Source organism: Pseudomonas sp. MWU13-2100, assembly GCF_023242365.1.
Lineage (GTDB): Bacteria > Pseudomonadota > Gammaproteobacteria > Pseudomonadales > Pseudomonadaceae > Aquipseudomonas.
In genome coordinates this window covers 1-24085 of record NZ_JALLIX010000020.1, presented here as the reverse complement: position 1 = coordinate 24085, position 24085 = coordinate 1, and the positions used below count along the sequence as shown (strand labels likewise).

Below are 24085 nucleotides of genomic sequence, written 5' to 3'. Positions count from 1 at the left end.
ATGATGCGCCTGATCTGCCTGGCGTTGCTGTTCGGCTCGGGCCAGGTGCTGGCACAGGCCTGCGTGGTACATAGCCATGGGCAGCGGTTGGACGTCAAAGTCTGCCAGGAAAACATCAATATCCCGGCCAAGCTGTTCAGTGACGGCTTCTGCCAACCGAACCTGCCAGGGCAGAAGGTCGAGGTCGAGTACGTCGAGCAATGCCCGGGCGGTTCATTCGGTGTATGCGGTAACGCGCAAGTGGCCAATATGCCTTACCGGCAGAATATCCACTATTACGGCGTGGCGGGCGATGCCGCCTACCTCAAGCCGTTCTGTGAAAGCCAAAGCGGCGGACAGTGGCAAACCCCATAGCCATGGCTGTCACCGATCCCAATGTGGGAGCGGAGCTTGCACGCGAAGAACGGTGACGCGGTGTATCGGCAAGACCGCGGTGCTCCCTTCGCGGGCAAGCTCCGCTCCCACAGGGGTTTGGCGGCGTTTACCAGAGCACGCCACTGCCGATAGTACGGATCAAGCCAGCCAGTCCAGGGTCAGGATCAACCGCCGTTCGCCCTCCGGCAGCGGCGGTGAACGGTGCACCAGGCCAAAGCCTTCGTTGCCATGCCAGCGCTCGCCCTTGAGCAACGCCACCGCGCCACTGTCCACCTGCCGGATCAACGCGGGCTCATCCGGCTCCGCCACCGCATTGCCCAATAACCGACGCTCGATCGCCCCTTCCGCCAGCCACTGACTACCCGCCCCCGCATAGGTGGTGATCAACCGCACCGGCACATGGTCGACGTGAAAACGCGGGCACATGGCCTTGTCCAGCACCCGCAAACGCAGGCCGATCCGCCGCGCACCGAGCAGGCAGGCATAGGCACTGACCAACCAGGACACATCGCTCAAAAACCCTTCATAACCTTCCAGGTCACGAAACCCCGAGGCCAGCCCCTGCAGATTCGGCTGCGCCTCGTCATCGGCCAGCTCCAGGCTCAGGGATTCGGCCAACGGCTCGCCCAATGACAACAACAGGGTCGCGAAATCGGCAATATGCCCCGGCAACCGCCGCTGCCAGACCGCCAGATTGACCCCCTCGTCGAGAATCTCACCCAGCACCGTCGGCGCTTCGCCCCGCACCTGTCGAATCGTCGGCAAGGCCTTCCAGCGTGGTGCCAGCATCAGGCGGCCTCCTCTTCATGCCAGACACCGAACGGGTCGGGCAGTGCGCTCCAGCCCTCGACCCCCAGGGCCATTTCCTCATCGCTCAACAGGCAATTATCCAGTCGCTCGGTCATCTGAGCGAAGTCGATGTTCTGCCCGATAAATACCAGTTCCTGGCGGCAATCGCCGGTTTCCGCGGTCCAGTGCTGCATGATCGCCGTGATGCTTTCCTGATCCTGCGGCCACTGCGGTTTCGGCACAAACCGCCACCAGCGCCCGGCGAAACCATGGCGCATCAGGCCACCGGCCTGGGACCAGCTACCGGCCTCCTGGTACTTGCTGGCCAGCCAGAAGAAGCCCTTGGAACGCAGTAGCTTGCCATTCACCCAGGGTCGGTTGATAAAGTCGAAAAACCGCTCGGGATGAAACGGCCGCCGCGCCCGGTATGCCGTGGAAGCAATGCCGTACTCCTCGGTTTCCGGTACGTGCTCGCCACGCAGTTCCTGCAACCAGCCCGGCGCCTGGGCCGCGCGCTCGAAGTCGAAACGGCCGGTGTTGAGGATCTTCGCCAGCGGGATCTCACCCATCACCACAGGAATGATGTCCGCCTGTGAATTCAGGCGTTGCAGTATTGCCACCAACTCCTGACGGTCGCTGCTGCTGATCAGGTCGATCTTGCTGATCAGGATCACATCGGCAAACTCGATCTGCTCGATCAGCAGGTCGGTGATCGAACGCTCATCCTCTTCACCCAGGGTTTCGCCACGGGAGGCGAGACTTTCGGCGGCCTGGTAGTCGTGCAGGAAGTTCATGCCGTCGACCACCGTGACCATGGTGTCGAGCCGGGCGACATCCGCCAGGCTCTGGCCGCTTTCATCACGGAAGGTAAAGGTCTCGGCCACCGGCAGTGGCTCGGAGATGCCAGTGGATTCGATCAGCAGGTAATCGAAACGACCGTCGCGAGCCAGCTTGCCGACCTCCTCCAGCAAGTCTTCGCGCAAGGTGCAGCAGATGCAGCCGTTGCTCATCTCGACGAGCTTTTCCTCGGCGCGGTTGAGGCTGACGTCGCGCTGCACCTCGCTACCGTCGATATTGATTTCGCTCATGTCGTTGACGATCACCGCCACCCGCAGGTTTTCGCGATTGCGCAGGACGTAATTGAGCAGGGTACTTTTACCGGCGCCGAGAAAGCCGGACAGCACGGTCACGGGTAGACGTTGGGTCATGGGGTTTTCCTTATCAGGTCAGCCGGGGCGCTGCTGGTTTCGTGCTCGCGCAGTTGGTCGAACTCGCCGCTGATGCGTTGCTGCAGTTCATGGCGCTGGCCGAGCAGCCGCGCACGGAAAAGCCCCTGTTGGGCATCGTTCATGTAGTCCGCTTCGGGCTGGGCGAGCAGTTCGTGTTCAGTCATGGGAGATCGGGTCCTGAATTCACTTGATGTTATATTATAACAATACAAATAATCCAATCCCCGCTTGCTCGCCACGACGAAGGGGGCAATGCTGGCGTTGATCCCGTTGCCGAGAATACCGATGCGTGCTGTCCTGAATTATCTGCTGCCGATCCTGTTGCTGGTGACGGCGAACGCCCAGGCCCAAGTGCCGGCCATGCCCCAGACGAGCTGCACCCGCAGCGCCAACCTGCTGGCGTGCAAGGATGGGCTGGGCAACGCCTATGGCGTCGCCACCGAGGGCAAGACGATTTACCTGCAGGGGTTTGAAGTGATCGGCAAGCGCTACTGGGCGCAGACCAGTAGTCGCTATGGGCAGTTGACGTTCTTCACCGGGATAGCCTCGGACGGTGAAGCCTGGGTCGGTTACAGCCGGCGGGTGGGCTGGACTACCCAGAACCGTTTTTCCAGTTCAGGCGGGTTGAGCAAGAAGTTTGTCTGCGACCGGATGGTGGGGTGCTAGGCAATCCCAGGGTAACGCACGCCCCTTGCAGGGGCCTGGCTTGCCAACGATGAGGCCCTTGAGCCTAGCGACTACCCTCCGGCCGCCATCGCCGGCAAGCCGGCTCCCACAATGGTGTGGCAGCCAGTCTTATACCACCCCTTCCTTCATCTGCTGCTGCCAAGCGATATAGCTGTCCGCCGGCGGGTTCTTCTCGAAGTAACGCTTCAAACCCTCGAACAACCCATCGGCAATCGCCTGCTGGTGCCGCGCTGTCACCAGCCGCTGACTGTCGCGGGCATTGGAGATAAAACCGGTCTCCACCAGGATCGACGGCACGTCCGGCGACTTCAGCACCGCGAACCCCGCCTGCTCCACGCGCTTCTGGTGCAAGGTGGTGATGCCTTCCAGGCTGCCCAGCACGCTATGCCCCAGTTGCAAGCTGGAGGCGATGGTGGCGTTCATCGACATGTCGAGAATCACCCCGGCCAGCATCGGGTCCTTGTCCTTGAGGTTGAGCAGGCTCTGCGCGCCCAACAGGTCGGCACCGTTTTCACGTTGGGCCATGAACCGCGCCGTGGTGGATGTCGCCCCACCTTCCGACAGGGCAAACACCGAAGCCCCCGAGGCGGTGATACGCGGCGCGGCATCGGCATGCACCGAAATAAACATGTCGGCGTTGTTCTTGCGCGAAAACTCCACCCGCTTGCGCAGGGGCACAAAGAAGTCGTCGTTGCGCACCAGGCGCACATCGAAGCCCTTCTCACGTTTGAGGCGCTTGGCCAACAGCCGGCCAATGGACAGCACCACGTCTTTCTCGCGCTCACCCTTCGACCCCAGTGCGCCCGGGTCCTTGCCGCCATGGCCAGGATCGACCACCACCATGATGTCGCGCTTGCGATGGGCTTTGCCGCCCGCCTCCTCATGCCGCACGGGCGGCGGCGGGGCAACCACCGGTGCCGCTGCCAGGGTCGCCGGAGCCACCGCGGCGCCGCCGTTGCTGGTCAGGTCGAGCACCAGGCGGTGGCCTTGCGCGCCCTCGGGCGGCAACAGGAAGCTGTTGAGCTGAACCGGGCTGGCCAGGTCGAGGACAATCCGCGTGTCGCCCTGGCCGAAATGCCCGGAACGGATCGAGCGGATCACCGTGTTGCCCAGCGCCAATTGTCGGAAATCCCCGGTGAGCTTGGCACCGCTCAAGTCGATAATCAGCCGCTCAGGCGAGGTCAGGGAAAAGGTCTTGTATTGAATCGGACCGCTGAGGTCCAGCACCAGCCGCAGCTTGTTGCCGTCGCGCCACATCCGCGCATTCCGGATCTGCGCCGCCGACAAGCCGAACGGCAGCACCACCGAACCGGCCAATAAAAAGTTGAGCAACTGACGTCTATGCATAACAGGTACCGCGGATAAGGGAGCGTCCGTACTCGTTGTCGTTGTGTAAAGCACCAGCCAAAAAAGGCATCGTCGAGCGAATAGTTATAATATAACATGTCGTTTTATTTCCGACGATGGACCTGCTCATGAATGCGTTGACGCTGCCGGATATCGCCGCGCAGTCCTCCCGGCAAGCCTTGCCCCTCGAGTGGGTGGGCATGTGTGGCATTGCCCTGCCGGTCTCGATTGACGGCCACCGTCTCAGCGCCAAAGCCGACGCTGGTGTCAGCCTCGACGATGGCGAAGCGCGGGGCATTCATATGTCACGTCTGTACCTGGCCCTGGAACAACTGGAGCAGGACGACCTGACGCCCACACTGATACGAGAAGTATTACAGCAATTTCTCGATAGCCACGACGGACTTTCCCGCAACGCCTACCTGCGCATTCATACAAATCTACTGCTCAAACGCCCGGCGTTGGTCAGTCCGCTGACCGGCTGGAAAACCTATCCAGTCAGTGTTTTAGCCGAACTGAAAAACGGAGTGTTCCACGTGGAACTAAAAATTGACGTGGCCTACTCCTCAACTTGCCCGTGCTCGGCAGCCCTCGCCCGGCAGTTGATCCAACAGCAGTTCATCACCGATTTCGCCGACAAGCCCCTGGTGCACAGTGACATCCTCAGTTGGCTCGGCGGACCGCAAGGCGTCGTCGCCACACCTCACAGCCAGCGCAGCATTGCACAATTACAAATTCAACTAGATGAAAAAACGTATCGATTTGCCTTCGAGGCCCTGATCAACGAAGCCGAGGCGGCCCTCGGTACCGCCGTGCAGACGGCGGTCAAACGCGCGGACGAGCAGGCTTTCGCCCTCGCCAATGGCCAGAATCTGATGTTCTGCGAAGACGCGGCACGCCGTCTCAATCTGGTGCTCAAGCGTTCGGAATCGGTCAGCGCTTTCCACTTGCGGGTGGTCCACGCCGAAAGCCTGCACGCCCATGACGCCGTGGCCGAGAGCCACTGGAACTGGAGGCAGGCATGATCCGTTGCCAAGGCCTGCGCTGGGGCGCCCCAGGCCAACCCCTGACTCCCGCCGTGGATTTCGAACTCGCGGCCGGCAGCCTGACCGCCGTGATCGGGGCCAATGGCACCGGCAAAAGCAGCCTGTTGAAAGTCCTCGCCGGGCTGCAAAAGCCGCTATCCGGCAAAGTCATCCTGGATGTTCCACGGCGCGGCAGCCTGTCGTTCCTGCCGCAGCAACAACATCTGGACCGCCAGTTCCCCATCAGCCTGCAAGAGTTGGTGGCCGCCGGATTCTGGGGCATCAAGCAAACCCCGCAGCAACGCAGCGAACGTCTGCAAGCCGTGCTGGAAGACTGGTGCCTCGCCGGCCTGGAGCATCGCCCGTTGATGGCGTTGTCCGGTGGTGAATTGCAGCGGGCCCTGCTGGCGCGGATGAGCCTGGCCGAAGCGCCGATCCTGTTGCTCGATGAACCCCACGCCGCCCTCGACGAGGATGGCCAGGCCCTGCTGTGGAAACATATCCACGCCTGGCACGCCGCGGGTCGCACTCTGGTGGTGGTCTGCCATGACCTGGCTGCCGTGCGCGAACATATTCCCAGCGCTTTGCGGATCAAGAGCAGCGGCTGCGTACTGGCTCCCAGCAAAGAGCTGATCGTGCAACAAACCATTACGCAGGTAGCCTGATGCTGATGTTCACCAGCCACCTGTGGCAACCGTTCCAGGATTTCGTCTTTATGCGCCGGGCGTTGATCGGCGGCCTGGTCCTGGCCTGCAGTACCGCGCCACTCGGGGTGTTCCTGATTTTGCGGCGTATGAGCCTGATCGGTGACGCAGTCGCCCATGGCATTCTGCCGGGCGCCGCCATCGGTTTTTGGATCGCCGGTTTGAGCCTGCCAGCCCTGACCCTCGGCGGCCTCGGTGCTGGCATGAGCATGGCCGGGCTCTCGGCCTGGATCACCCGCCGTACCGGCCTGCGCGAAGATGCCAGCCTGGCGGCGATCTACCCGATCTCCTTGGCCAGCGGTGTGCTGATCCTCGGTATCGCCGGCAAGCGCCTGGACCTGCTGCACCTGCTGTTCGGCTCGGCCCTGGCGGTGGACGGGCCGACCCTGACCGGCATGCTCTGGGTCTGCGGCATCAGTCTGGTGTTGATGGCACTGATCTATCGCCCGCTGCTGCTGGACACCCTCGACCCGCTGTTCCTGCAAACCGTCAGCCGCCTCGGCCCCCTCGCCCATGGGGTGTTCCTGACCCTGGTGGTGCTGAACCTGGTGATCGGTTTCCAGGCCATCGGCGCGCTGATGGTGGTCGGCCTGATGATGCTGCCGGCGATCGCCTCGCGCTTCTGGAGCCGCAACCTGCCGGTGCTGATGCTGATCGCCGCGCTGATCGGCTGCGTCTCGGTCACCTTCGGATTGTTGCTGTCGTTCTACTACTCGCTGCCCAGTGGCCCGGCCATTGTGCTGGTGGCAGGCGGCTTTTACCTGCTGTCCGTGGTCTTCGGTCCGGTGCACGGTTTGCTGCGCCGCCCACCCTTGCTTACATCCCAATGAGGTGTCATCCGATGCGCGCTCTACTCGTGCTGCTCAGCTCCGTGCTGGCCTTGTCCCTGAACCTGTCCACCGCCCAGGCGACCGACAAACTCCCCGTGGTCGCCAGCTTCAGTATTCTGCGAGACATCACCCAGCAGATCGGCGGCGATCATATCGCCGTGATCGGCATGGTCGGCCCGGACGCCGATGCCCACACCTACGAACCGACGCCGGATGACGCCAGGGCCCTGCTCAACGCCAAGCTGATCGTCAAGAACGGCCTGGGCTTCGAACCCTGGCTCGACCGCCTGGTGACCAGCACCGAGACCAAGGCACCCGTGGTCACCGCCAGCAAGGGCGTGATCTCCCACACCATGGTCGACGACGGCGAAACCATTCCCGACCCGCATGCCTGGCACAACCTGGCCAACGCCGAACTCTATGTGAACAACATCACCCAGGCGCTGATCAAGGTCGACCCGGCGAACAAGGCCGACTACACCCGCAACAGCCAGGCCTACCTGAAAGAGATCTACCGCCTGCTGGCTGAAGCCAAGGTCAAGCTCGGCAACCTGCCGGCCGGCAACCGTCGCATCGTCACCTCCCATGACGCCTTCGGTTACCTGGGCCAGGCCTACGGTATCCAGTTCATGGCACCACAGGGCCTGTCCACCGAACGCGAGCCGTCCGCCGCCGAAGTCGCCGCGCTGATCACCCAGATCCGCAAGGACAAGGTCAAGGCCGTGTTCATGGAAAACATCAAGGACGCCCGCCTGCTCCAGCAGATTGCCGACGAAAGCGGCGCGCAGATCGGCGGCACCCTATACTCCGACGCCCTCGCCGCCGAGGGCCCGGCCAGTACCTTTACCGGTCTGTTCGAATACAACATGAACACCCTGCACGCGGCGCTGAGCAAATGAGTGCACGGCCGCTTGTGGCGCAAGGGCTAAACCTCCGGGCACCGCCAGCACCCGGTCGAGGCACGCCTGGATTGCGATGGCGACGCCGTGCCGTTGCGGGTCGACCAGCAAGGCCCGGCCTGCCACACCGAGCGCCCCAACTGTTTCTACAACGCGATTCGTGACGGTGAGGTAGACGTCATCAGCGATCTGCAAGGCTCCATCCGGCGACCAGCCGCAGACCAACGTTGATCTGGTGTGCGGCTACAAGGCCCTGCAAAACGACTTTTGAGCATGAGCAGCCTGCTGATCCGCAACGCCAGACACAAGCGGAGTTTGTCGGATCGCCGCACCGCCGCGAAGGGGCCCTCAAGACCGCCAAGAGCTTCGCGGGCAAGCTCCGCTCCCACACAAGCGCTCCTACAGGTTGCGCAGTGTTCCAATTAAACGAGCACTACGTCGGTGTCAGGTACGCGGTTTCACCGGCCCGCAATCCTGTCCCATCCATACCGCCCGCGTCTCCATGCTGCCGTTCTGCTGGATGCCGGTGGCATTGAACGTGCCGCTGACTTTGGTGCTGAACTCGCGGTCACTGACAAAATGCGCCACGCCGGCACCCTGGGCCTTTGGACAACTGAAACGGAATTTCCAATCCGGCCCGTTGCGCTCGGTGACCTGCTGCTGGCAACCCGATTGCGGGTCGGTCAGCGGAATCGATTCGGAAGCCACCTGTTGCGGCGTCAGGCACACCCGCACACCCTCGCCGCCCAAGTTGATTCCCTGCTTCTCCAGCGCCGCGCGCTGCTCCGGGGTGGTGTTCTGTTTCAGCACGCCCATCAGCATGCCGACATCCAGCTGTTGGTTCTCGACCTGCACATTGCTGGAGGTCAGCTCCCACAAACCCGGTTGCAGCACCTGCGCCTGGGCGACAGGAATCATTGAGCCAAGGACAAGGGCCAGGCCCGGCAGACGAAGGTTCATCGAATAGCTCCTAGAGAATGGTTCGTCTTAGACGTCAGAATCATGCGGGGGTTGCGTCAAGAATTAAATAGCGACAATAACGACGGAACATGGTCTGTTAGAGATTGAAGACGCCTGAGCAGGATCGCCCATGGATTATTTTGGCCCACACCTTTTCGCTTATCTGATTGCCCTGATTCATTCCCTTGGCCTGATCGCCGCCATCCACGCCGTGCTGACCGTGCGCACCGCCCAAGGCGCGATCGCCTGGGCCCTGTCGTTGATGTTCATCCCGTACCTGACGCTGATTCCCTATCTGGTCTTCGGCCGCAGCACCTTCGACGCCTACATCAAGGCTCGGCGTCAGGCCAACGTGGAAATGCGCAAGGCCATCGCCGACCTGAACTGGCGCCCCTGGGTCGAAGAGGCCCTGGCCGCGCGCAGCTCCCAGGCCTATGCCTCGCTGCGGGCGATGCCGAAACTGGGGCGCATGCCGTGCCTGACGAACAACCAGGTGCAGTTGCTGATCAACGGCGACGCGACCTTCGAGGCGATCTTCCAGGCCATCGACCAGGCCCGGGAAGCGGTGCTGGTGCAGTTTTTCATTATCCACGACGATCAGCTCGGCCGACGGATGCAGAAAAAGCTCCTGGAAAAGGCCGCTGAAGGCGTGGCGGTCTACGTACTCTATGACCGGATCGGCAGCCATGCCCTGCCCCACACCTACGTCGATACCCTGCGCGAGGGCGGCGTGCAGATCCGCGCGTTCGCCACCCGCAGCGGCTGGCTGAACCGCTTCCAGGTGAACTTCCGCAATCATCGCAAGGTGGTGGTAGTCGACGGCCTGGTGGGCTTCGTTGGCGGGCACAACGTCGGTGACGAGTACCTGGGGGCCAATCCGCCGCTGTCGCCCTGGCGCGACACCCATGTGCAGGTGAGCGGCCCGGTGGTCGCCTGTTTGCAGGAGTCGTTCGCCGAAGACTGGTTCTGGGCCTCGCGCAAACTGCCGCCACTGATCCTGCCGGAGTCCTACCCGGATGACGGCGTACTCTGCCAATTGCTCGCCAGCGGCCCGGCCGACCCGGTGGAAACCTGTTCGCTGTTCTTCGTCGAAGCCATTCATGCGGCTCGGGAACGGGTCTGGATCACCAGTCCCTACTTCATCCCCGACGAAGCAGTGTTCGCCGCCTTGCGCCTGGCGGTGCTGCGCGGCGTGGATGTGCGCCTGCTGCTGCCATCACGTCCGGACCACCGCATCGTCTACGCCGCCTCCAGCCTGTACGCCTTCGAAGCGGTGCGTGCCGGTGTGCGGGTGTTCCGCTACCGTCCCGGCTTCCTGCATCAAAAGGTGGTGCTGGTGGACAACGAGATCAGCGCCATCGGCAGTGCGAACCTGGACAACCGCTCGTTCCGGCTGAATTTCGAAGTGATGTTGCTGACCGTGGACGAAGCCTTCGCCCGGAAAGTCGAACAGATGCTCGAACAGGACTTTGCCCTGGCCCATGAAGTGGCCAAGGACGAAAGCCGCAAAACCCACCGCCTGCAACAGCTCGGCATGCGGGTCGCGCGGCTGATCTCGCCGATCCTCTAGAGATGGACCTCGGCGCAGACATCGCCTGAGGCAGTGTCTGCTCGAGGAGATTAGCGGTAAAGATCGTCGCGGGTCCATGGCAGGTTGTGACTGCCGTCGGCGAAGGCTTTCACCGCCAGGATCTGATGCAGGTTGATCCAGCCTTTTTCGAAGGCGTAGGCACAACCGGCCAGGTACAGCCGCCAGATCCTCAGGGCCCGTTCCGGCACCTCGCGACCCGCCGCCTCCAGGTTGTTTTCCAGGCGCAGGCTCCACTGTTGCAGAGTCCGTGCGTAATGCAGGCGCAGGCTCTCCACGTCGACCACTTCCAGGCCGGCCTCGCTGATTTCGGCGGTGATCATCGACAGGTGCGGCAGCTCGCCATTGGGAAACACATAACGATCGATAAAGTCGCCAGCACCGCGCCCCACCGGGCGTCCATCGGTGTACTTGGCGGTAATCCCATGGTTCATCACCAAGCCACCTTCGCGCACGGCCCCGAAGAGGATCTCGCAATACTGCTTGAGGTTGGCATGTCCGACATGTTCGAACATGCCGACGCTGACCACCTTGTCAAAGCGGCCGTCCTGGGGCAGGTCACGGTAATCGAGCAACTGCAGGTCGACCTTGTCCTGCAACCCCTCGGCGGCCACCCGCTCCTTCGCCAGCGCCAGCTGTTCCTTGCTCAGGGTGATACCGAGCACCTTGACCCCGAATTCCCGTGCAGCATAACGCGCCAGCCCGCCCCAACCGCAGCCGACATCCAGCAGGTACTCGCCAGGCTGCAGGCGCAGTTTGCGGCACAGGTGGCGGAATTTTGCTTGCTGGGCTTCTTCGAGGGTGGCGTCGGTGCTTTCGAAGTAGGCGCAGGAATAGACCATCTCGCGGTCCAGCCAGAGCTGGTAGAAAGCGTTGGAGAGGTCGTAATGATAGGAGATGGAAGCGGCGTCGGTAGCCTTGTCATGGGCCAGGCGCGACGGCAGGTTGTCCCCTTCATCCTCCAGCAGTGCCTGGCTCAACTCGTCGCAGACCCGCACAACGTCGCTGATCGAGCCTTCGAGTTCCAGCTTGCCTTCGACGAAGGCACTGCCCAGCAAGTCCAGCGTCGGATGGGTGAATTGCGCGACCAGTTGTGGGTCCTTCACAACGATGGTGACACTGGGCGTCGGCCCGAGATTGATTTCGTGGCCGTCCCAGAGTCTCAGGCGAAGCGGTAGCTGAAGATTCTGTAAGGCCGGTGGAAGTTGCGCGAGCATGAGTAATCCCCCTTGTTTCAGACGTCTGAATTAAGGGTAGCGCATTCACAGGAACTGTCAGCCTATTGAGATAATAGACTCGAACTATGGGGTTTGCCCGCCACCGCCCCTGTGGGGAATGGGTGCGTCAAGAAGTGTGGCGTTGGCAGACCAGACCGTCGCTCACCCACTGTTTGAGCCAACTGACCGCTTGCAAGGGCGCCCCCTCTTTGAGAGTGGCCGCCAGCTCGGCGCACAGTTCGGCGAAACTCCAACCGGCCCGCACCATGCAGCTCAGCGCCTGGGCTTCTGCCGGCTCAAGGCTACGATAGTGGCAGACCAGGCCGGCACGCCAGACCAGGCAGACCTGGGGCTGTTCCAGCTCAAGACTGTCGGGAAACTCCGCCTCGGCCTTCACCGCCCGCCACATCGCCAGGCTGTTGAACCGGCCATCGAGCCACTGGACGCTGGGCACCAGCTCCAACCGCAGCGTCGGCCAGGCCTCCGCCGCCAGACTGGCCATGGCCACCAGGGTCAGGGGCTCGCCCGGCAAGGCATCAAAAGCCAGGGTAAAGGCCCATTCCAGGCAAATCAGTTCTGCCAGGGGCGCACTCTGTTCCGGCACCAGATGGCGCAGGACAAAAGCCTCGAAGCCTGCACCGAGCCAGCGCAGGCTGTAATGGGACGATGGACATTCGCGCAGATAGGCCGCGGTCAGTGCATCGAATTCATCGTCACCCAGCCAGCTCCAGACCGTGGGAAAATCGCTGCGCAGGGCTTCCTGCAAACGGGCGCGGTAGGCATTGTGGTAAATGGCCAGGCCGGTCGCCACATCCAGGCTCGGCCCACCGATCAGGCTGGCGCCCAATGCCGCGTCGGCGCTGGCATCGTCCCCCAGCAGGTAACGCTCAAAGGCCAGCTGCCAGTCGTTCAGGCGCATAAAGACCTCCGCGCCAGGGCAGCACCGCCCAACTCACGGGCCTTGCCCAGTTCATCCACCAGGTCGGCCAGCGGCGGGAAGTGATCGTCGCGTTCCAGCAAGGTTGCCACCGGGCCCAGGTGTTCGAGGGTCCGTTGATAAAGCGCCCAGACCGGATCGCAGACCGGATGATCATGGGTATCGATCACATAGTCGCCATAGTCGGCATGCCCGGCCAGGTGCAATTGCCGGATCTTGCGCGCCGGCAGGCTGTGGATAAAAGTCCAGGGATCAAAACCGTGATTGCGGCCGCTGACATAGACATTGTTCACGTCCAGCAACAGCTCGCAGTCGCTCAGGCGACTCAGGGCTTCGAGAAACTCCCACTCGGAAAATTCATCGGACGCGGCACGCACATAGCTGGAGACATTCTCCAGCACCAGTGGCTGCTGCAGCACGTCCTGCACCTGACGGACCCGGGCCGCCACGTAGTACAGGCTTTCTTCGGTGTAAGGCAGCGGCAGCAGGTCATGCAACTGATGGGCGTTGCCGCGGCTCCAGCACAGATGGTCGGAAATCCACGCGGGATTGACCCGCCCGGCCAGTTGCTTGAGTTGTTTGAGGTAATGCATATCCAGCTCATGGGGCCCGCCGATGGACAGCGACACGCCATGCATCACCAGCGGATAGCGTTCGGCGATGGCATCCAGGTAATACAGCGCCTTGCCACCCTGGACCAGGTAATTCTCGGAAACGATCTCGAACCAGTCCACGGCGGGCGACTGTTCGAGGATTTCCTGGTGATAGTGACTGCGCAAACCCAGGCCATAACCCAGGCAGGAACGGGAAGCGGACATACTGGACTCCTTGCGAAAGTGTCCGCAGCGGCATCGGGGGCCGACCGCTGCGGGAGCACTCGGTCGTCGCTTATTCGCCGACTTTGCCGTGCTCTTTATCACAGGTCGCTTGAGTCGTGATCTTGAAGCCCTGGCCTTTGCACGAACCCATTCCTTTGCAAGCGTGGTCCTTGGTCTTGCAGTCGTTCTGGCCTTTGCAGGCGTTGATGCCGTAGCAGTGAACCTGAGCGTCGGCAGCCGAGGCCTGGGTGACGACACCGGCAAACATAGTGGCGGCGGCAAGAGCGAGTACGGCACCGGCAGCGGCGGTTTTGATCGACATGTTTTTATCCTCGAAAATACATTGGGGGTATCGGTCCGAACGGAATGTTCAGTCTCGACATGGCACTAGAGAGCGGTCGTCGCCCGCTGTTACAGCCCCTTGCAATTTTTTTTGAAAATAATCCTCGCCGCCCCTCCCCCTCATCGACCGGCCGTTCCTGCCAGGGATCACCTGCTGAAGTATTGCGTGACTACATAACAAAAATTTCCTAACAAGGAATAATGAGAGCATTAGTCGAGGGGTGTAACCCGTATATTAATTAATCCAACAATACGGAAAACACTGACATTGATTTATCTGATATCCCACTGTTCGAAACAACCAGAAAAATTACCACCGGTTAACCAAGTGCCCATGTAACAAAATTCAACATCTGCGTGACTTGATTGGTAACCTGGCAATGACTAACATCCCTCTGACTTCAAATAACCCTTGCCGGTTCATTAAAAATCTTCGTAACTTTCCGTATTGAAAAGCCTTCGCCGAGGGTTCCGCACCGTGCCTAACCCCTTGAGTGGGCAGCTCGATACCCCGAAAACCTTATTTATCCTCGTACGCTTGCCAACCCACGGGGCCAGATAACTTATAACTATATGTCACCCCCTTAAAACACTTGACCCCCTTTGTGCGCGCCGCCGACTAATAATATGCCCAACACTCGGCGCGCACACTTGAGCGACGGAGCCGCCATGAGCCATACCTTGAGTGAATACCATTATTTTCAACGCCCATTGGGGACTGCCCCTGGTACGGAGACTTCCAGTTGCCTGACCATCAATCAACCGGGCTCGCCCCTGGGCCTGAGCAACCTGCTGGACTTGATCAGTCATGAGATCAGCCGGGAAAACAATCAGCAGATTCACCGACTCACCTTCAAAAGCGGCCAGACACTTTGCATAAAGGCCGACTCGCAACTGACCACCGTCCGGGGCCGGCGAATCAATTTTCACGCCGACTCGACGTACCCCTACACCACCTTTCTGGACGATCCGGCCCGTGCCGGCAGCAATAAAACATCCCCCAGGTGACGCCGCGCCCTCCCGCTCCCATCGGCGCTTCAGCCTTGACCAACGTTGCGCACAAGGACAATATTATTATCATAATATTTATAAGGCCTATTTTTGTCCTTCTTCCTCAACGTGGTGTCTCCCGGGAGAACAGTCATGAGCAGCTACGACGTCGTCATCATCGGGGGCGGGCCAGGGGGCTACAACGCCGCCATTCGCGCCGGCCAGTCGGGTTTGAAGGTCGCTTGCGTGGAGGCACGCGCGACCCTCGGCGGAACCTGCCTGAACGTCGGCTGCATGCCGTCCAAGGCCCTGCTCCATGCGTCCGAACTCTATGAGGCGGCGCTGGGCGGCGAGTTCGCCAACCTCGGGATCGAGGTCAAGCCCCGCCTCAATCTCGCGCAGATGATGAAACAGAAAGACCAGAGCGTGGCCGGGCTGACCCAGGGCATCGAATACCTGTTTCGCAAGAACAAGGTCGAGTGGATCAAGGGTTGGGGGCGGATCGCCGGCCCCGGCAAGGTCGTGGTGAGCGCGGCCGATGGCAGCGAAAGCACCTTGCAGGCCAAGGATATCGTGATTGCCACCGGTTCCGAGCCGACGCCGCTACCGGGCGTCGATATCGACAACCGGCGCATCCTCGACTCCACCGGCGCGCTGTCGTTGCCGGAGGTACCCAAGCACCTGGTGGTGATCGGTGCCGGGGTCATCGGCCTGGAACTGGGCTCTGTGTGGCGTCGGCTCGGTAGCCAGGTCACGGTCGTGGAGTACCTGGACCGGATCTGCCCCGGCATCGACCTGGAGGCCGGCACGGCTTTGCAACGTTCGTTGAGTAAACAAGGCATCCGCTTCCTGCTGGGTTCCAAGGTCACCAGTGCCATCAGCTCGGCGACCGGCGCGCAGTTGCGCGTGGAACCGGCGGCCGGCGGCGAAGCGCAGTTGATCGATGCCGATTACGTGCTGGTGGCCATCGGGCGTCGTCCATTCACTCAAGGGCTCGGGCTGGAAAGCGTGGGGCTTTCCACCGACCAACGCGGCATGCTGGTCAACCAGGGCCACCGCACGGAGGCTGCGGGAGTCTGGGTGATCGGCGATGTCACCAGCGGTCCGATGCTCGCCCACAAGGCCGAAGACGAAGCCATGGCCTGCATCGAGCAGATCGTCGGCAAAGCCGGCGAGGTCAACTACGCACTGATCCCTAGCGTGATCTATACCCGGCCGGAGCTGGCCAGTGTCGGCAAGACCGAAGAACAGCTCAAGGCCGAAGGCCGCGCCTACAAAGTCGGGAAATTCCCCTTCAGCGCCAACAGCCGGGCCAAGATCAACCACGAGACCGAGGGTTTCGCCAAGGTCCTGGCGGATGAGCATACCGACGAAGTCCTTGGCGTGCATCTGGTAGGCCCGAGCGTCAGCGAGATGATCGGCGAGTACTGCGTGGCCATGGAGTTTTGCGCCTCGGCCGAAGACGTCGCCCTCACCTGCCATCCGCATCCGACCCGCTCCGAAGCCCTGCGCCAGGCGGCAATGAACGTCGAAGGCCTGGCCACGCAGATCTGAGTCAGTCAGGCAGGTGATCCAACGGCAGCGGTCCGGGCGCCTTCACCGCCTGGATCGCGAAGTTGCTACGGATATCACGCACACCGGGCAAGCGCAGCAGTTGGCCATTGAGGAAGCGCTCATAAGCCCGCAGATCGGGCACCACTACTTGCAGCAGGAAGTCCGACTCGCCGGACACCAGGAACGCCGAGATCACCTGGGGCAAAGCCATGACCGCCAGGCGAAACGCCTCGGCCTCAGCCTCGTGGTGCCGCTCGACCTTGACCCCGACAAACACGGTCAAACCCAACCCGACTTCATCGCGGTCCAGGTTCACCTGGTAGCCGCGAATCACCCCCGCCTCCTCGAGCATGCGCACCCGCCGCAGGCACGGTGAGGCCGAGAGGCCGATCTCGGCGGCCAGCTCGACATTGCTCAGGCGTCCGTCCCGTTGCAAAGCCGCGAGGATTTTACGGTCATAGGCATCGAATTTTATTTTTGGCATATCCAACTACTCAACTCGACTGTAATGGCAGAAAACACCAATTCTAAGCCTTTCATAAGTTTAATACGCAAGCACCTGCCCTGGTCTTCCGACATAGACTTTTCTCCGGTTATCCCCTCTTGGAGAAACGGCACGATGCTCCTCTACCTGTTCGCACTGGCGATGGTTTATCTGCTCCCCGGCCCTGACATGATTCTGCTGCTGCAAACCGGCGCCCGCCATGGCCGCAGCCAGGCCCTGACCACCGCCCTCGGCCTGGGTATCGCCCGCGCCTGCCATGTAGCGCTTGCGGCCCTGGGCCTGGCGGCGCTGTTCAAGGCCGCGCCGTGGACCTTCGACATCGTGCGCCTGGCAGGCGCCGCCTACCTGCTGTGGCTTGGCGTACGCATGCTGCGACCCGGGTCGCTGGCGTTGTTGAGCGCTGATCACGAGGGCGCCCAACGCACCCTGGGCTGGCGCGCCGCCCTGCAACAGGGAATGCTCACCAATCTTCTGAATCCCAAGGCATTGCTGTTCTGCTCGGTGCTGCTGCCGCAATTCATCGATGCCCATGCCGGCCCGGTAGCCCCGCAGTTCCTCGGGCTCGGCGCGACCCTGGTGGCCGTCGGGCTGTTGTTCGACAGTTGTTATGCCCTGGCCGGCGCCTGGATCGGCCAATGGCTGGACAAGAGCCCACGGGCGCAACGCCTGCAGCAATGGCTGTTCGGCGGCCTGTTGATCGGTTTTGCCGTCCGATTGGCGTTTATCCAGCAAGCCTGATGTCTGGACCGCCTTACTCCTGACACAACACCGACCTTGCCGGCGATGAGGCTCGTGAGTCTTGCATCGCCTTGACGGCCGCCCTCGCCAGCAAGCCGGCTCCCACACAGGACATACCCCGCCGAGGATGCAACGTCGTACAAAAGAAACGCCGTTAGCAGGTGAGCCAAAGGCGTTTTTCTTATACATTTTGCTTTCTACTTTCCTGGACACGTTCTCCCATCATGACCAGCACGCTCGATCGTCTTATCGCCGGCACACCGATTCTCTATGCGGGTAACCGGGTTTCCCCGGTGCCGCCGGAATTGGCCGAGCGTTTCCAACCGGGCGATCATCTGCTGGTGGACCAGGCCAGCGGCGAACTGCTGCTGATTCCCCACGCCGTGCAACAGCTCGCAACCCAGGCCATCGACACGGCACAGGGCGCGTTCACGACCCTGGCTCAAGTCTCGGACGCAGCCATCAGCCAGTTCTTCGACCTGTTCGCCCAGCATCTTGAGGCCCCGGCTTGCTGGGCATTGATCGAGGCCGCGAACCAGGCCGATATCGCCCAAGCCAAGGCCCGCGGGCGCTCCACTACCCGTCTGCTGGCGAGCGAGGCCATGCGTCGCGACATGATCGCCGGGCTGCGGGCCTGGCGTGATGCGCCGCTGATTCGCGGTCGGGTCCGCGAGTCCGTGGAACATGAGGGCTGGAAGGTCGAACAGGTCGTCGCGCCCTTGGGCGTGGTGGCGTTTGTCTTTGAAGGTCGACCCAATGTGTTTGCCGACGCCGCAGGCGTCCTGCGTACCGGCAACACCGCCGTGCTGCGGATCGGCAGCGATGCCCTCGGCACGGCCCAGGCGATAGTCCGCCATGCACTCGATCCGGCGCTGCACGAAGCCGGGTTGCCGGCGGGTGCGGTGTCCCTGGTGGAAAGCAGCGACCGGGCGGCGGGCTGGGCCATGTTCGCCGACCGTCGCCTGTCCCTGGCGGTGGCGCGGGGCTCGGGCCACGCGGTGAAACAGCTTGGCGGTATTGCCCAGCAGGCTGGCACAGTGGTCAGCCTGCACGGCACCGGCGGCGCGTGGCTGGTGGCCCATCAGGACGCCGACGCCGAGCGTTTCGCCGAAGTGGTGCGCAACTCCCTGGATCGCAAGGTGTGCAACACCCTCAATGTCTGCGTGATCCATCGCCAGCGCGCGGCTGAACTGGTGCCGTTGTTCCTCGATGCACTAAAAGCTGCCGGCGAGGCTCGCGGCCAGCGCTGCAAGCTGCATATCGTCAGCGGCGATGAAGGCGTGCTGCCCGCCGAGTGGTTGCAAGCGCGGGTACAGGTCCAGCGTGCCGAAGGTTATGAGGAAGAAGCCCAAACCGAGTCACTGCCCGAAGACCAGTTGGGCCGTGAGTGGGAATGGGAAGAGACGCCGGAAGTCAGCCTGAAAATCGTCGATGACCTGGATCAGGCGGTTGCCCTGTTCAACCGGTACAGCCCGCAGTTCACCGTGTCGCTGATCAGCGCCGAACGTGATGCCCATGACTACTTCTACAACAGCATCAATGCGCCCTTTGTCGGCGATGGCTTCACCCGCTGGGTCGATGGCCAGTACGCGCTGAACAAGCCGGAGCTAGGGCTTTCGAACTGGGAAAACGGGCGCTTGTTTGCCCGTGGGGCGATCCTCTCCGGGGATGGGGTGTTTACCTTGCGTAGTCGGATGAGCCAGATCGATACCAGCCTGCGGCGCTGAAAGCCGTTACAGATCCAACACCAGCGGTTCCGTGCTTTGCGCCGGAATCGCGCAACAAATCAGCACCTGCCCCTCGCCCGGCAACTCCGCGGGCGGCTGCGGATAATGTACCTGCCCGCTGATCAAGCGCGTGCTACAGGTTCCACAGGACCCGCCCCGGCAACTGAACTCCGGCTGCAAGCCGCGGCTTTCCGCCAAGACCAGCAGGCTCTCGCCTTCCGGCTCCCAGCGTGCCTCCTTGCCCGAACGATAGAACACCACCGGCACCGACTGCGTTGCCGCCGGCGGCTGCTCGATTGGCGGTGCACCCGGATCCTGGCGTCGGCGCAATGTCGAAGGGCCAAAAGTCTCCGCATGAATATGCTCATCGCGGATATCCATATCCCGCAGTTGATCGTACAGCCCCTGGGTAAAGCCACCCGGGCCGCACAGGACGAAATCCACCGAGTCATAGTCATCAATAGTCAGCACGGCCTTCAACACCTCGACATCGAGTCGGCCTTGCAGATGGTAATCCTCACCCGGCACTGCCTGAGGCTCCGGTTGACTCAGCAAGCGCACCACCTGAACCGTATCGCCCGCACGTTCCATCAGTTCATCCAGCTCGACCCGAAACGGCAGCTCCGCCAACGACCGGGCACTGTGGAACAAAACCGTGGGCCGCATCCGCCGGGTACGCTTGCCCTGATACACCACCTCCCGCAACATCGATAACAGGGGTGTAATCCCCACCCCCGCCGCCAGTAATACCAGCGGACGCTGCTCATGGGTTGCCACAGTGAAATGCCCCTGCGGCGCGCGCGTCTCAAGCACATCACCGACCTTGAGCTGGTCGTGCACATGGGACGACACCCGACCGTCGCGCTTGACGCTGATCCGGCAGAACGCATCCGAAGGAGCGCCCGACAGGCTGTAGGTACGAATCTGCGTCTGCCCGCCCAGATCGAAACGCAGCGGCAGATGCTGCCCGGCCTGAAACATCGGCAACCCCGCCCCATCCGTCGGCTCAAGGTACAGCGAACGAATGTTGCTGCTTTCCTCGACAATCCGGCTGATCCGCAATGGCCGCCAAGCGTTGCCCAGTGCTTCGGCTTGCAAGCGCGCAGCCGCCTGATCCCAATTGCCGGTCATCAGGCTGTTGGGTGAAAAGCCCTCGAACTTCCAGCGCAAGGTCGAAGCCGCCGGACGCCGCACACAATGTTCCACGTGGAACGTCCACAAACGTTCGGCGCCCTGAAAGGCTTTCACCAGCGGCCCGTCGAGGATAACTTCGGTGCGCCCACTGAGCTGCAGCAGGTCACCCGTATTGAAATCGATAAACAACAGGCCCGCATGGGGATTGATCAGCAGATTGCCCAGGGTGTTGAAGTGCAGATTGCCGGCGAAATCCGGAATGGTCAGGCAGTCGCCCTCGATCCGGACAAAGCCGCTTTGCCCGCCGCGATGGGAGACATCCACGGAGCGAGCGCCGTCGATATCCACATAGCTGGCGACAAAGAACGTATCGGCGGCATGGATCATTGCCGCTGCCTCGGCGTCCAATCCGTGGGAACGATGAACGACTTGCGTGGCAGGGTCCGGCGCGGGCACCCGTTCGAACTGACGCAACTGGATGTACTGCGGACAGTTGCCGAAGGCATGTTCCACAGCCACTCTCAGGGTTTTTCCAGTCAGCGCCGCCACACGCCCATTGATACGGTTGCGTCGCCGGGTATGCAGCTCCATTCCCAGCAAGCCGATGGCCGCGCCGGCTCGCAGGGCTGAATAGGTGGGGTCCGCAACCTGTGGAAAACTCGCCACCTGCAACAACCTGGGATCGGGAGAAAAGGCAAAACCCGGCTCGCCCTCAAACAGGCTCGCCCAGGGATTGCCCTGATCGTCGACAGTACCGAACAGCAGGAACGGCAACTGGCGATAAAAGTCACGATGCTGGTCCGGCATGTAGTCACGGATCACCCTCGGACCGAGTTCAGCCATCCGTTCGGCGACACCGACCAGGGTCTGCATCTGCAGTTCACCGGTGTGCCAGGGTGACACGCTGGATGTGTTCATCGCGACTTCTCCACGGGAAACCCTCCCGACCGAAGTGGACGGGAGGTTTCATCAACCTCAGGCGGTCTGTAATCCGGCGATGGTCCGCGGCATCGGCACAAAGCCCGGCAAGGCTTCGATCCGCGCCAACCAGGCCCGTACATTGGGGTAGTCCGCCAGCGAGACATTGCCTTCCGGCGCATGGGCGATATAGCTGTAGCCGGCGACATCGGCGATGGTCGGTGTGTCACCCACCAGATAAGACGATTGGTTCAGTTCCTGCTCGACGACCTTGAGCAAGGCATGGGAACGGCTGATCGCTTCCTCGGCGTCAAAGGGCGCACCGAACACCGTGATCAGCCGGGCCCGGGCCGGGCCGAAGGCAATCGGCCCGGCCGCCACCGACAGCCAGCGTTGCACCCGGGCGGCGCCCAGCGGATCGGTGGGCAACCAGCGGCCTTGCCCATACTTGAGTGCCAGGTACACCAGAATCGCCGCAGAGTCGGCGAGAATCAGCCCTTGATCATCGATCACCGGTACTTGGCCGAAAGCATTCAGGGCCAGGTATTCCGGGGTTTTATGAGCACCGCTGGGCAGGTCCACATGAATCAGCTCCACCGGCAGGCCGAGCAGGGACAACATCAGTTCAGCACGATGGGCGTGACCTGAGCGGGAAAAGTTGTAGAGCTTGATGGGGGTCTGGGACATGGCGGGACTCCACGGGGGCGGAAGCGCAACCCGGGATGGTTCGCGCTGATGGAGTGATCTTGCTCCTTCAGCGAAAACAACAGAATCACCAGAAACGGCAATCCATTCTTTCAAAAATTGAAATGCTCATCAGCCATTCAGGTTCGGGTGTTCGCGCAAGGCAGCGACCATGAAGTCGACAAAACTGCGCACCCGTACGGAGACCTTGCGGCCTCCCTGATACACCACATGGATCGGTAGCGGAGGAAACTCGAAGTCTTCCAGCACGACCTCCAGCTCCCCGGCCGCCAGCTTGTCCGCCACTTGATAGGACAACACCCGGGTCAGACCAAGACCCAGGCAGGCGGCGTGGATCGCCGCCCGATTCGCCGTCAGCGCCAATCGTGGTTCCAGGCGGATGCTCAAGGGTTTGTCGCCATCGAGGAATTGCCAACTCCTGACCTGAGAAGCCGAGGCGGCCATGACGATCTGCGCCTGGCGCAATTCGTCTGGATGCACGGGACGGCCTCGTTGCTCCAGATAGGCCGGTGAAGCGCAGACTACTCGGCGCACCTGCCCTACCCTGACGGCGTGGTAACCACTGTCGGGCAATTCGCCGATCCGCACCGCGACATCGATCCCGTCCTCGACCATGGGCACCACGCGGTCCAACAGCAACGCGTTGATATCCACTGCCGGATACTGCTCCAGGTAACGCACCATCACCGGCGTGACGTACAACTCGCCGAACAGCACTGGCGCGGTCATGGTCAGTTGCCCGCTGGGGTGGGCATGGCTGTCGGCGGCCGAGGCTTCGGCTTCCTCCATCGCGGCGAGGATGCGCCGGCAGTCTTCCAGATAACGTTGCCCGGGCTCGGTCAGGTGCACATTGCGCGTGGTACGCACGAGCAACTGGGCACCAATGCGTTTTTCCAGCGCCGCCACCGCCTGGGTGACGCTCGGTGCCGAGAGACTCAAACGCCGCGCCGCCGCCGCGAAGCCCTGCTCCTGGGCGACGGCGACGAACACCTGCATTTCCTGGAATCTGTCCATGGATGGGTTTGCTCGCTGCTACGGAGGGTCGCGCTGACTATGCAGGCAGCTCGGACAGGAATGCCAGCAGTGCCTCGTTCACGAATGTCGGGTTTTCAATACTGGAGATATGGCCGGCCTCCGCTATCCCGATGTACTTGCAACCGATCAGCTCGGCCATCTCTCGGGCCTCGCTCGGTGGCCGAGGCTTGTCCTGCTCGCCACACATCACCAGGGTGCTGCCGGCATCCAACGCCGCCAGCGCGGCCAGGCGATCGTCCCGACCGAAGATCAGCCGTCCCAGCGGTACGACGCTGTCGCGCAGACGCTCGTCCGACCAGGTCGCCAGGGATGTGCGAAACGCCTGATAGTACGGCAGTTGCGGATCGATACCCGACCTGAAGAAAATCGGCACGATTGCATCGAGCAACGGTGGTGGAACACTGCCGGCGTCCTCGATCATCTTCAGCATCGAGAAGTAATACTGTTGGGTCGGCGCCGGCTCTGCACCGGCATAGGTGTCCATCAACACCAGGCCGCGAACGCGCTCGGGCGCCGCCAGGGCCAGGCGAGCGCCCCACATGCCGCCGACCGACAGGCCGACCAGGGTGAAACGCTGAATTTCCAGATGATCGAGCAAGGCCAGTACCTGCTTGGCCAGATCGTCGAGGCTACGGGTGTTCTCCGGCAACGGCCCTGACTGCCCATGGCCCCAGAGTTCCGGCACGATGATCCGATAGCGTTGCGACAGCGCCGCGACCTGCGGGGCCCACATGCCGCTGTCCCAGAGGTAGCTGGAGCCCAGCACCACCACCTCGCCCACGCCCTGGTCGAGGAAATGCAGCGGTTGTCCATCGATCGTCACAAACGGCATTGAATTCCCCTTCGCTAATGGATGAAACAACGAGTGCCCAGGCCCCTTGCACTCGGAATCAAGAGATTCGGACAGCGTTGCCTGCACGCGTTCAAATGTCCAGAGGCAGATCGCAGGGACAAAAAAGCCGCCTTTCACAGACTGTGTGAAAACCTAGCAATCTGCTGGCCGGTTAAAGAAAATGCCCGTATCGCAAGATA

25 protein-coding genes and 1 pseudogene are annotated in these 24085 nt (G+C 61.9%); 12 read left to right on the top strand and 14 right to left on the bottom strand.

Translation table 11 applies throughout. The annotated features are described in order from the left end of the window. Positions 1–3 precede the first annotated feature (3 nt). Positions 4–354 carry an NADH:ubiquinone oxidoreductase gene (locus M5B99_RS15550; protein ID WP_248804937.1) on the top strand — a complete coding sequence of 117 codons (351 nt, stop codon included), beginning with the start codon at positions 4–6 and terminating at the stop codon, positions 352–354. A gap of 159 nt (positions 355–513) precedes the next feature. Here the strand turns inward: M5B99_RS15550 and M5B99_RS15545 are convergent, their stop codons facing one another. Genes M5B99_RS15545 through M5B99_RS15535 form a run of 3 tightly spaced genes read right to left on the bottom strand, consistent with a single transcriptional unit; the run spans position 514 to position 2557 of the window. Next, a complete protein-coding gene (locus tag M5B99_RS15545) occupies positions 514–1164 on the bottom strand; it encodes a DUF1826 domain-containing protein (protein WP_248804879.1) in 651 nt (216 codons plus the stop codon). Next, entirely contained in the window at positions 1164–2372 is a 1209-nt protein-coding gene (gene zigA / locus M5B99_RS15540) for a zinc metallochaperone GTPase ZigA (protein ID WP_248804878.1), read from the bottom strand. The genes M5B99_RS15545 and zigA overlap by 1 nt, the downstream gene beginning before the upstream one ends. Then, positions 2369–2557 (bottom strand): hypothetical protein, encoded by a 189-nt coding sequence (locus M5B99_RS15535; RefSeq protein WP_412548740.1) that lies wholly within the window; start codon positions 2555–2557, stop codon positions 2369–2371. The genes zigA and M5B99_RS15535 overlap by 4 nt, the downstream gene beginning before the upstream one ends. A gap of 121 nt (positions 2558–2678) precedes the next feature. Here M5B99_RS15535 and M5B99_RS15530 point away from each other — a divergent pair, with 121 nt between their 5' ends. Continuing rightward, a complete protein-coding gene (locus M5B99_RS15530; protein ID WP_248804936.1) occupies positions 2679–3059 on the top strand; it encodes a glutamine synthetase in 381 nt (126 codons plus the stop codon). A gap of 129 nt (positions 3060–3188) precedes the next feature. Here M5B99_RS15530 and M5B99_RS15525 read toward each other — a convergent pair whose 3' ends face one another. Beyond that, entirely contained in the window at positions 3189–4427 is a 1239-nt protein-coding gene (locus M5B99_RS15525; RefSeq protein WP_248804877.1) for an N-acetylmuramoyl-L-alanine amidase, read from the bottom strand. A 128-nt stretch (positions 4428–4555) separates the two neighbouring features. On the opposite strand from M5B99_RS15525, the gene folE2 reads away from it, so the two are divergent. The 5 genes and pseudogenes from folE2 to M5B99_RS15500 form a co-directional block, all read left to right on the top strand. Next, entirely contained in the window at positions 4556–5452 is an 897-nt protein-coding gene (gene folE2 / locus M5B99_RS15520) for a GTP cyclohydrolase FolE2 (RefSeq protein ID WP_248804876.1), read from the top strand. Beyond that, positions 5449–6117, top strand: coding sequence for a metal ABC transporter ATP-binding protein (locus M5B99_RS15515; RefSeq protein ID WP_248804875.1), 669 nt, complete (start codon positions 5449–5451; stop codon positions 6115–6117). The genes folE2 and M5B99_RS15515 overlap by 4 nt, the downstream gene beginning before the upstream one ends. Continuing rightward, positions 6117–6986, top strand: coding sequence for a metal ABC transporter permease (locus M5B99_RS15510; protein ID WP_412548739.1), 870 nt, complete (start codon positions 6117–6119; stop codon positions 6984–6986). The genes M5B99_RS15515 and M5B99_RS15510 overlap by 1 nt, the downstream gene beginning before the upstream one ends. A gap of 11 nt (positions 6987–6997) precedes the next feature. After that, on the top strand, positions 6998–7885 hold the full coding sequence (locus M5B99_RS15505; protein WP_248804874.1) for a metal ABC transporter substrate-binding protein: 888 nt from the start codon (positions 6998–7000) through the stop codon (positions 7883–7885). Between the two features lie 9 nt (positions 7886–7894). Next, positions 7895–8116: pseudogene (locus tag M5B99_RS15500) on the top strand (phosphoribosyl-AMP cyclohydrolase); the annotation flags it as partial. Positions 8117–8329: 213 nt separating this feature from the next. Here the strand turns inward: M5B99_RS15500 and M5B99_RS15495 are convergent. Beyond that, a complete protein-coding gene (locus M5B99_RS15495; RefSeq protein ID WP_248799055.1) occupies positions 8330–8845 on the bottom strand; it encodes a DUF3617 domain-containing protein in 516 nt (171 codons plus the stop codon). 130 nt (positions 8846–8975) lie between these two features. Here M5B99_RS15495 and cls point away from each other — a divergent pair, with 130 nt between their 5' ends. Beyond that, complete coding sequence (gene cls, locus M5B99_RS15490; protein ID WP_248804873.1) at positions 8976–10415, top strand: cardiolipin synthase; 1440 nt, start codon at positions 8976–8978, stop codon at positions 10413–10415. Between the two features lie 50 nt (positions 10416–10465). On the opposite strand, the gene cfaB is transcribed toward cls, so the two are convergent. From cfaB to M5B99_RS15470, 4 genes are all read right to left on the bottom strand, one after another. Next, positions 10466–11650 (bottom strand): C17 cyclopropane fatty acid synthase CfaB, encoded by a 1185-nt coding sequence (gene cfaB, locus M5B99_RS15485; RefSeq protein WP_248804872.1) that lies wholly within the window; start codon positions 11648–11650, stop codon positions 10466–10468. A 127-nt stretch (positions 11651–11777) separates the two neighbouring features. Continuing rightward, positions 11778–12569 carry a DNA-binding domain-containing protein gene (locus M5B99_RS15480; RefSeq protein WP_248804871.1) on the bottom strand — a complete coding sequence of 264 codons (792 nt, stop codon included), beginning with the start codon at positions 12567–12569 and terminating at the stop codon, positions 11778–11780. Next, positions 12560–13405 (bottom strand): DUF692 domain-containing protein, encoded by an 846-nt coding sequence (locus M5B99_RS15475; protein WP_248804870.1) that lies wholly within the window; start codon positions 13403–13405, stop codon positions 12560–12562. The genes M5B99_RS15480 and M5B99_RS15475 overlap by 10 nt, the downstream gene beginning before the upstream one ends. 70 nt (positions 13406–13475) lie before the next feature. Further along, positions 13476–13727 (bottom strand): hypothetical protein, encoded by a 252-nt coding sequence (locus M5B99_RS15470; protein ID WP_248804869.1) that lies wholly within the window; start codon positions 13725–13727, stop codon positions 13476–13478. A 689-nt stretch (positions 13728–14416) separates the two neighbouring features. On the opposite strand from M5B99_RS15470, the gene M5B99_RS15465 reads away from it, so the two are divergent. Together M5B99_RS15465 and lpdA are read left to right on the top strand one after the other, a co-directional pair. Then, positions 14417–14755: a hypothetical protein gene (locus M5B99_RS15465; RefSeq protein WP_248804868.1), complete on the top strand. Its 339-nt coding sequence runs from the start codon at positions 14417–14419 to the stop codon at positions 14753–14755. 135 nt (positions 14756–14890) lie between these two features. Then, the gene (gene lpdA / locus M5B99_RS15460; protein WP_248804867.1) at positions 14891–16291 is read left to right on the top strand and encodes a dihydrolipoyl dehydrogenase; all 1401 of its coding nucleotides are present in this window, start codon (positions 14891–14893) and stop codon (positions 16289–16291) included. A 1-nt stretch (position 16292) separates the two neighbouring features. Here the strand turns inward: lpdA and M5B99_RS15455 are convergent, their stop codons facing one another. Continuing rightward, positions 16293–16766, bottom strand: a complete 474-nt coding sequence (locus M5B99_RS15455) for an Lrp/AsnC family transcriptional regulator (RefSeq protein WP_248804934.1) — start codon at positions 16764–16766, stop codon at positions 16293–16295. 144 nt (positions 16767–16910) lie between these two features. Between M5B99_RS15455 and M5B99_RS15450 the strand changes: the two genes are divergently transcribed. Both M5B99_RS15450 and M5B99_RS15445 read left to right on the top strand, forming a co-directional pair. Continuing rightward, positions 16911–17534 (top strand): LysE family translocator, encoded by a 624-nt coding sequence (locus M5B99_RS15450; RefSeq protein WP_248804866.1) that lies wholly within the window; start codon positions 16911–16913, stop codon positions 17532–17534. Between the two features lie 224 nt (positions 17535–17758). After that, positions 17759–19261: an aldehyde dehydrogenase family protein gene (locus tag M5B99_RS15445; RefSeq protein ID WP_248804865.1), complete on the top strand. Its 1503-nt coding sequence runs from the start codon at positions 17759–17761 to the stop codon at positions 19259–19261. A 6-nt stretch (positions 19262–19267) separates the two neighbouring features. Here M5B99_RS15445 and M5B99_RS15440 read toward each other — a convergent pair whose 3' ends face one another. The 4 genes from M5B99_RS15440 to M5B99_RS15425 all read right to left on the bottom strand — a co-directional run bounded on the left by M5B99_RS15440 (position 19268) and on the right by M5B99_RS15425 (position 23885). After that, a complete protein-coding gene (locus tag M5B99_RS15440) occupies positions 19268–21313 on the bottom strand; it encodes a pyridoxamine 5'-phosphate oxidase family protein (protein WP_248804864.1) in 2046 nt (681 codons plus the stop codon). 57 nt (positions 21314–21370) lie between these two features. Then, positions 21371–22000, bottom strand: a complete 630-nt coding sequence (locus tag M5B99_RS15435; protein WP_248804863.1) for a glutathione S-transferase family protein — start codon at positions 21998–22000, stop codon at positions 21371–21373. A gap of 129 nt (positions 22001–22129) precedes the next feature. Next, a complete protein-coding gene (locus tag M5B99_RS15430) occupies positions 22130–23032 on the bottom strand; it encodes a LysR family transcriptional regulator (RefSeq protein ID WP_248804862.1) in 903 nt (300 codons plus the stop codon). 37 nt (positions 23033–23069) lie between these two features. Then, a complete protein-coding gene (locus M5B99_RS15425; RefSeq protein WP_248804861.1) occupies positions 23070–23885 on the bottom strand; it encodes an alpha/beta fold hydrolase in 816 nt (271 codons plus the stop codon). Between the last annotated feature and the right edge of the window lie 200 nt (positions 23886–24085).

Coding starts and splice junctions, on each gene's coding strand:
- M5B99_RS15480 (WP_248804871.1), bottom strand. CDS start 12,569: ATGCGCCTGAACGACTGGCAGCTGGCCTTTGAGCGTTACCTGCTGGGG.
- M5B99_RS15430 (WP_248804862.1), bottom strand. CDS start 23,032: ATGGACAGATTCCAGGAAATGCAGGTGTTCGTCGCCGTCGCCCAGGAG.
- lpdA (WP_248804867.1), top strand. CDS start 14,891: ATGAGCAGCTACGACGTCGTCATCATCGGGGGCGGGCCAGGGGGCTAC.
- cls (WP_248804873.1), top strand. CDS start 8,976: ATGGATTATTTTGGCCCACACCTTTTCGCTTATCTGATTGCCCTGATT.
- M5B99_RS15445 (WP_248804865.1), top strand. CDS start 17,759: ATGACCAGCACGCTCGATCGTCTTATCGCCGGCACACCGATTCTCTAT.
- M5B99_RS15535 (WP_412548740.1), bottom strand. CDS start 2,557: ATGACTGAACACGAACTGCTCGCCCAGCCCGAAGCGGACTACATGAAC.
- M5B99_RS15505 (WP_248804874.1), top strand. CDS start 6,998: ATGCGCGCTCTACTCGTGCTGCTCAGCTCCGTGCTGGCCTTGTCCCTG.
- M5B99_RS15515 (WP_248804875.1), top strand. CDS start 5,449: ATGATCCGTTGCCAAGGCCTGCGCTGGGGCGCCCCAGGCCAACCCCTG.
- M5B99_RS15440 (WP_248804864.1), bottom strand. CDS start 21,313: ATGAACACATCCAGCGTGTCACCCTGGCACACCGGTGAACTGCAGATG.
- M5B99_RS15525 (WP_248804877.1), bottom strand. CDS start 4,427: ATGCATAGACGTCAGTTGCTCAACTTTTTATTGGCCGGTTCGGTGGTG.
- M5B99_RS15510 (WP_412548739.1), top strand. CDS start 6,117: ATGCTGATGTTCACCAGCCACCTGTGGCAACCGTTCCAGGATTTCGTC.
- M5B99_RS15425 (WP_248804861.1), bottom strand. CDS start 23,885: ATGCCGTTTGTGACGATCGATGGACAACCGCTGCATTTCCTCGACCAG.
- M5B99_RS15470 (WP_248804869.1), bottom strand. CDS start 13,727: ATGTCGATCAAAACCGCCGCTGCCGGTGCCGTACTCGCTCTTGCCGCC.
- M5B99_RS15465 (WP_248804868.1), top strand. CDS start 14,417: ATGAGCCATACCTTGAGTGAATACCATTATTTTCAACGCCCATTGGGG.
- M5B99_RS15545 (WP_248804879.1), bottom strand. CDS start 1,164: ATGCTGGCACCACGCTGGAAGGCCTTGCCGACGATTCGACAGGTGCGG.
- folE2 (WP_248804876.1), top strand. CDS start 4,556: ATGAATGCGTTGACGCTGCCGGATATCGCCGCGCAGTCCTCCCGGCAA.
- M5B99_RS15495 (WP_248799055.1), bottom strand. CDS start 8,845: ATGAACCTTCGTCTGCCGGGCCTGGCCCTTGTCCTTGGCTCAATGATT.
- M5B99_RS15450 (WP_248804866.1), top strand. CDS start 16,911: ATGCTCCTCTACCTGTTCGCACTGGCGATGGTTTATCTGCTCCCCGGC.
- M5B99_RS15550 (WP_248804937.1), top strand. CDS start 4: ATGCGCCTGATCTGCCTGGCGTTGCTGTTCGGCTCGGGCCAGGTGCTG.
- zigA (WP_248804878.1), bottom strand. CDS start 2,372: ATGACCCAACGTCTACCCGTGACCGTGCTGTCCGGCTTTCTCGGCGCC.
- M5B99_RS15435 (WP_248804863.1), bottom strand. CDS start 22,000: ATGTCCCAGACCCCCATCAAGCTCTACAACTTTTCCCGCTCAGGTCAC.
- M5B99_RS15475 (WP_248804870.1), bottom strand. CDS start 13,405: ATGTCCGCTTCCCGTTCCTGCCTGGGTTATGGCCTGGGTTTGCGCAGT.
- cfaB (WP_248804872.1), bottom strand. CDS start 11,650: ATGCTCGCGCAACTTCCACCGGCCTTACAGAATCTTCAGCTACCGCTT.
- M5B99_RS15530 (WP_248804936.1), top strand. CDS start 2,679: ATGCGTGCTGTCCTGAATTATCTGCTGCCGATCCTGTTGCTGGTGACG.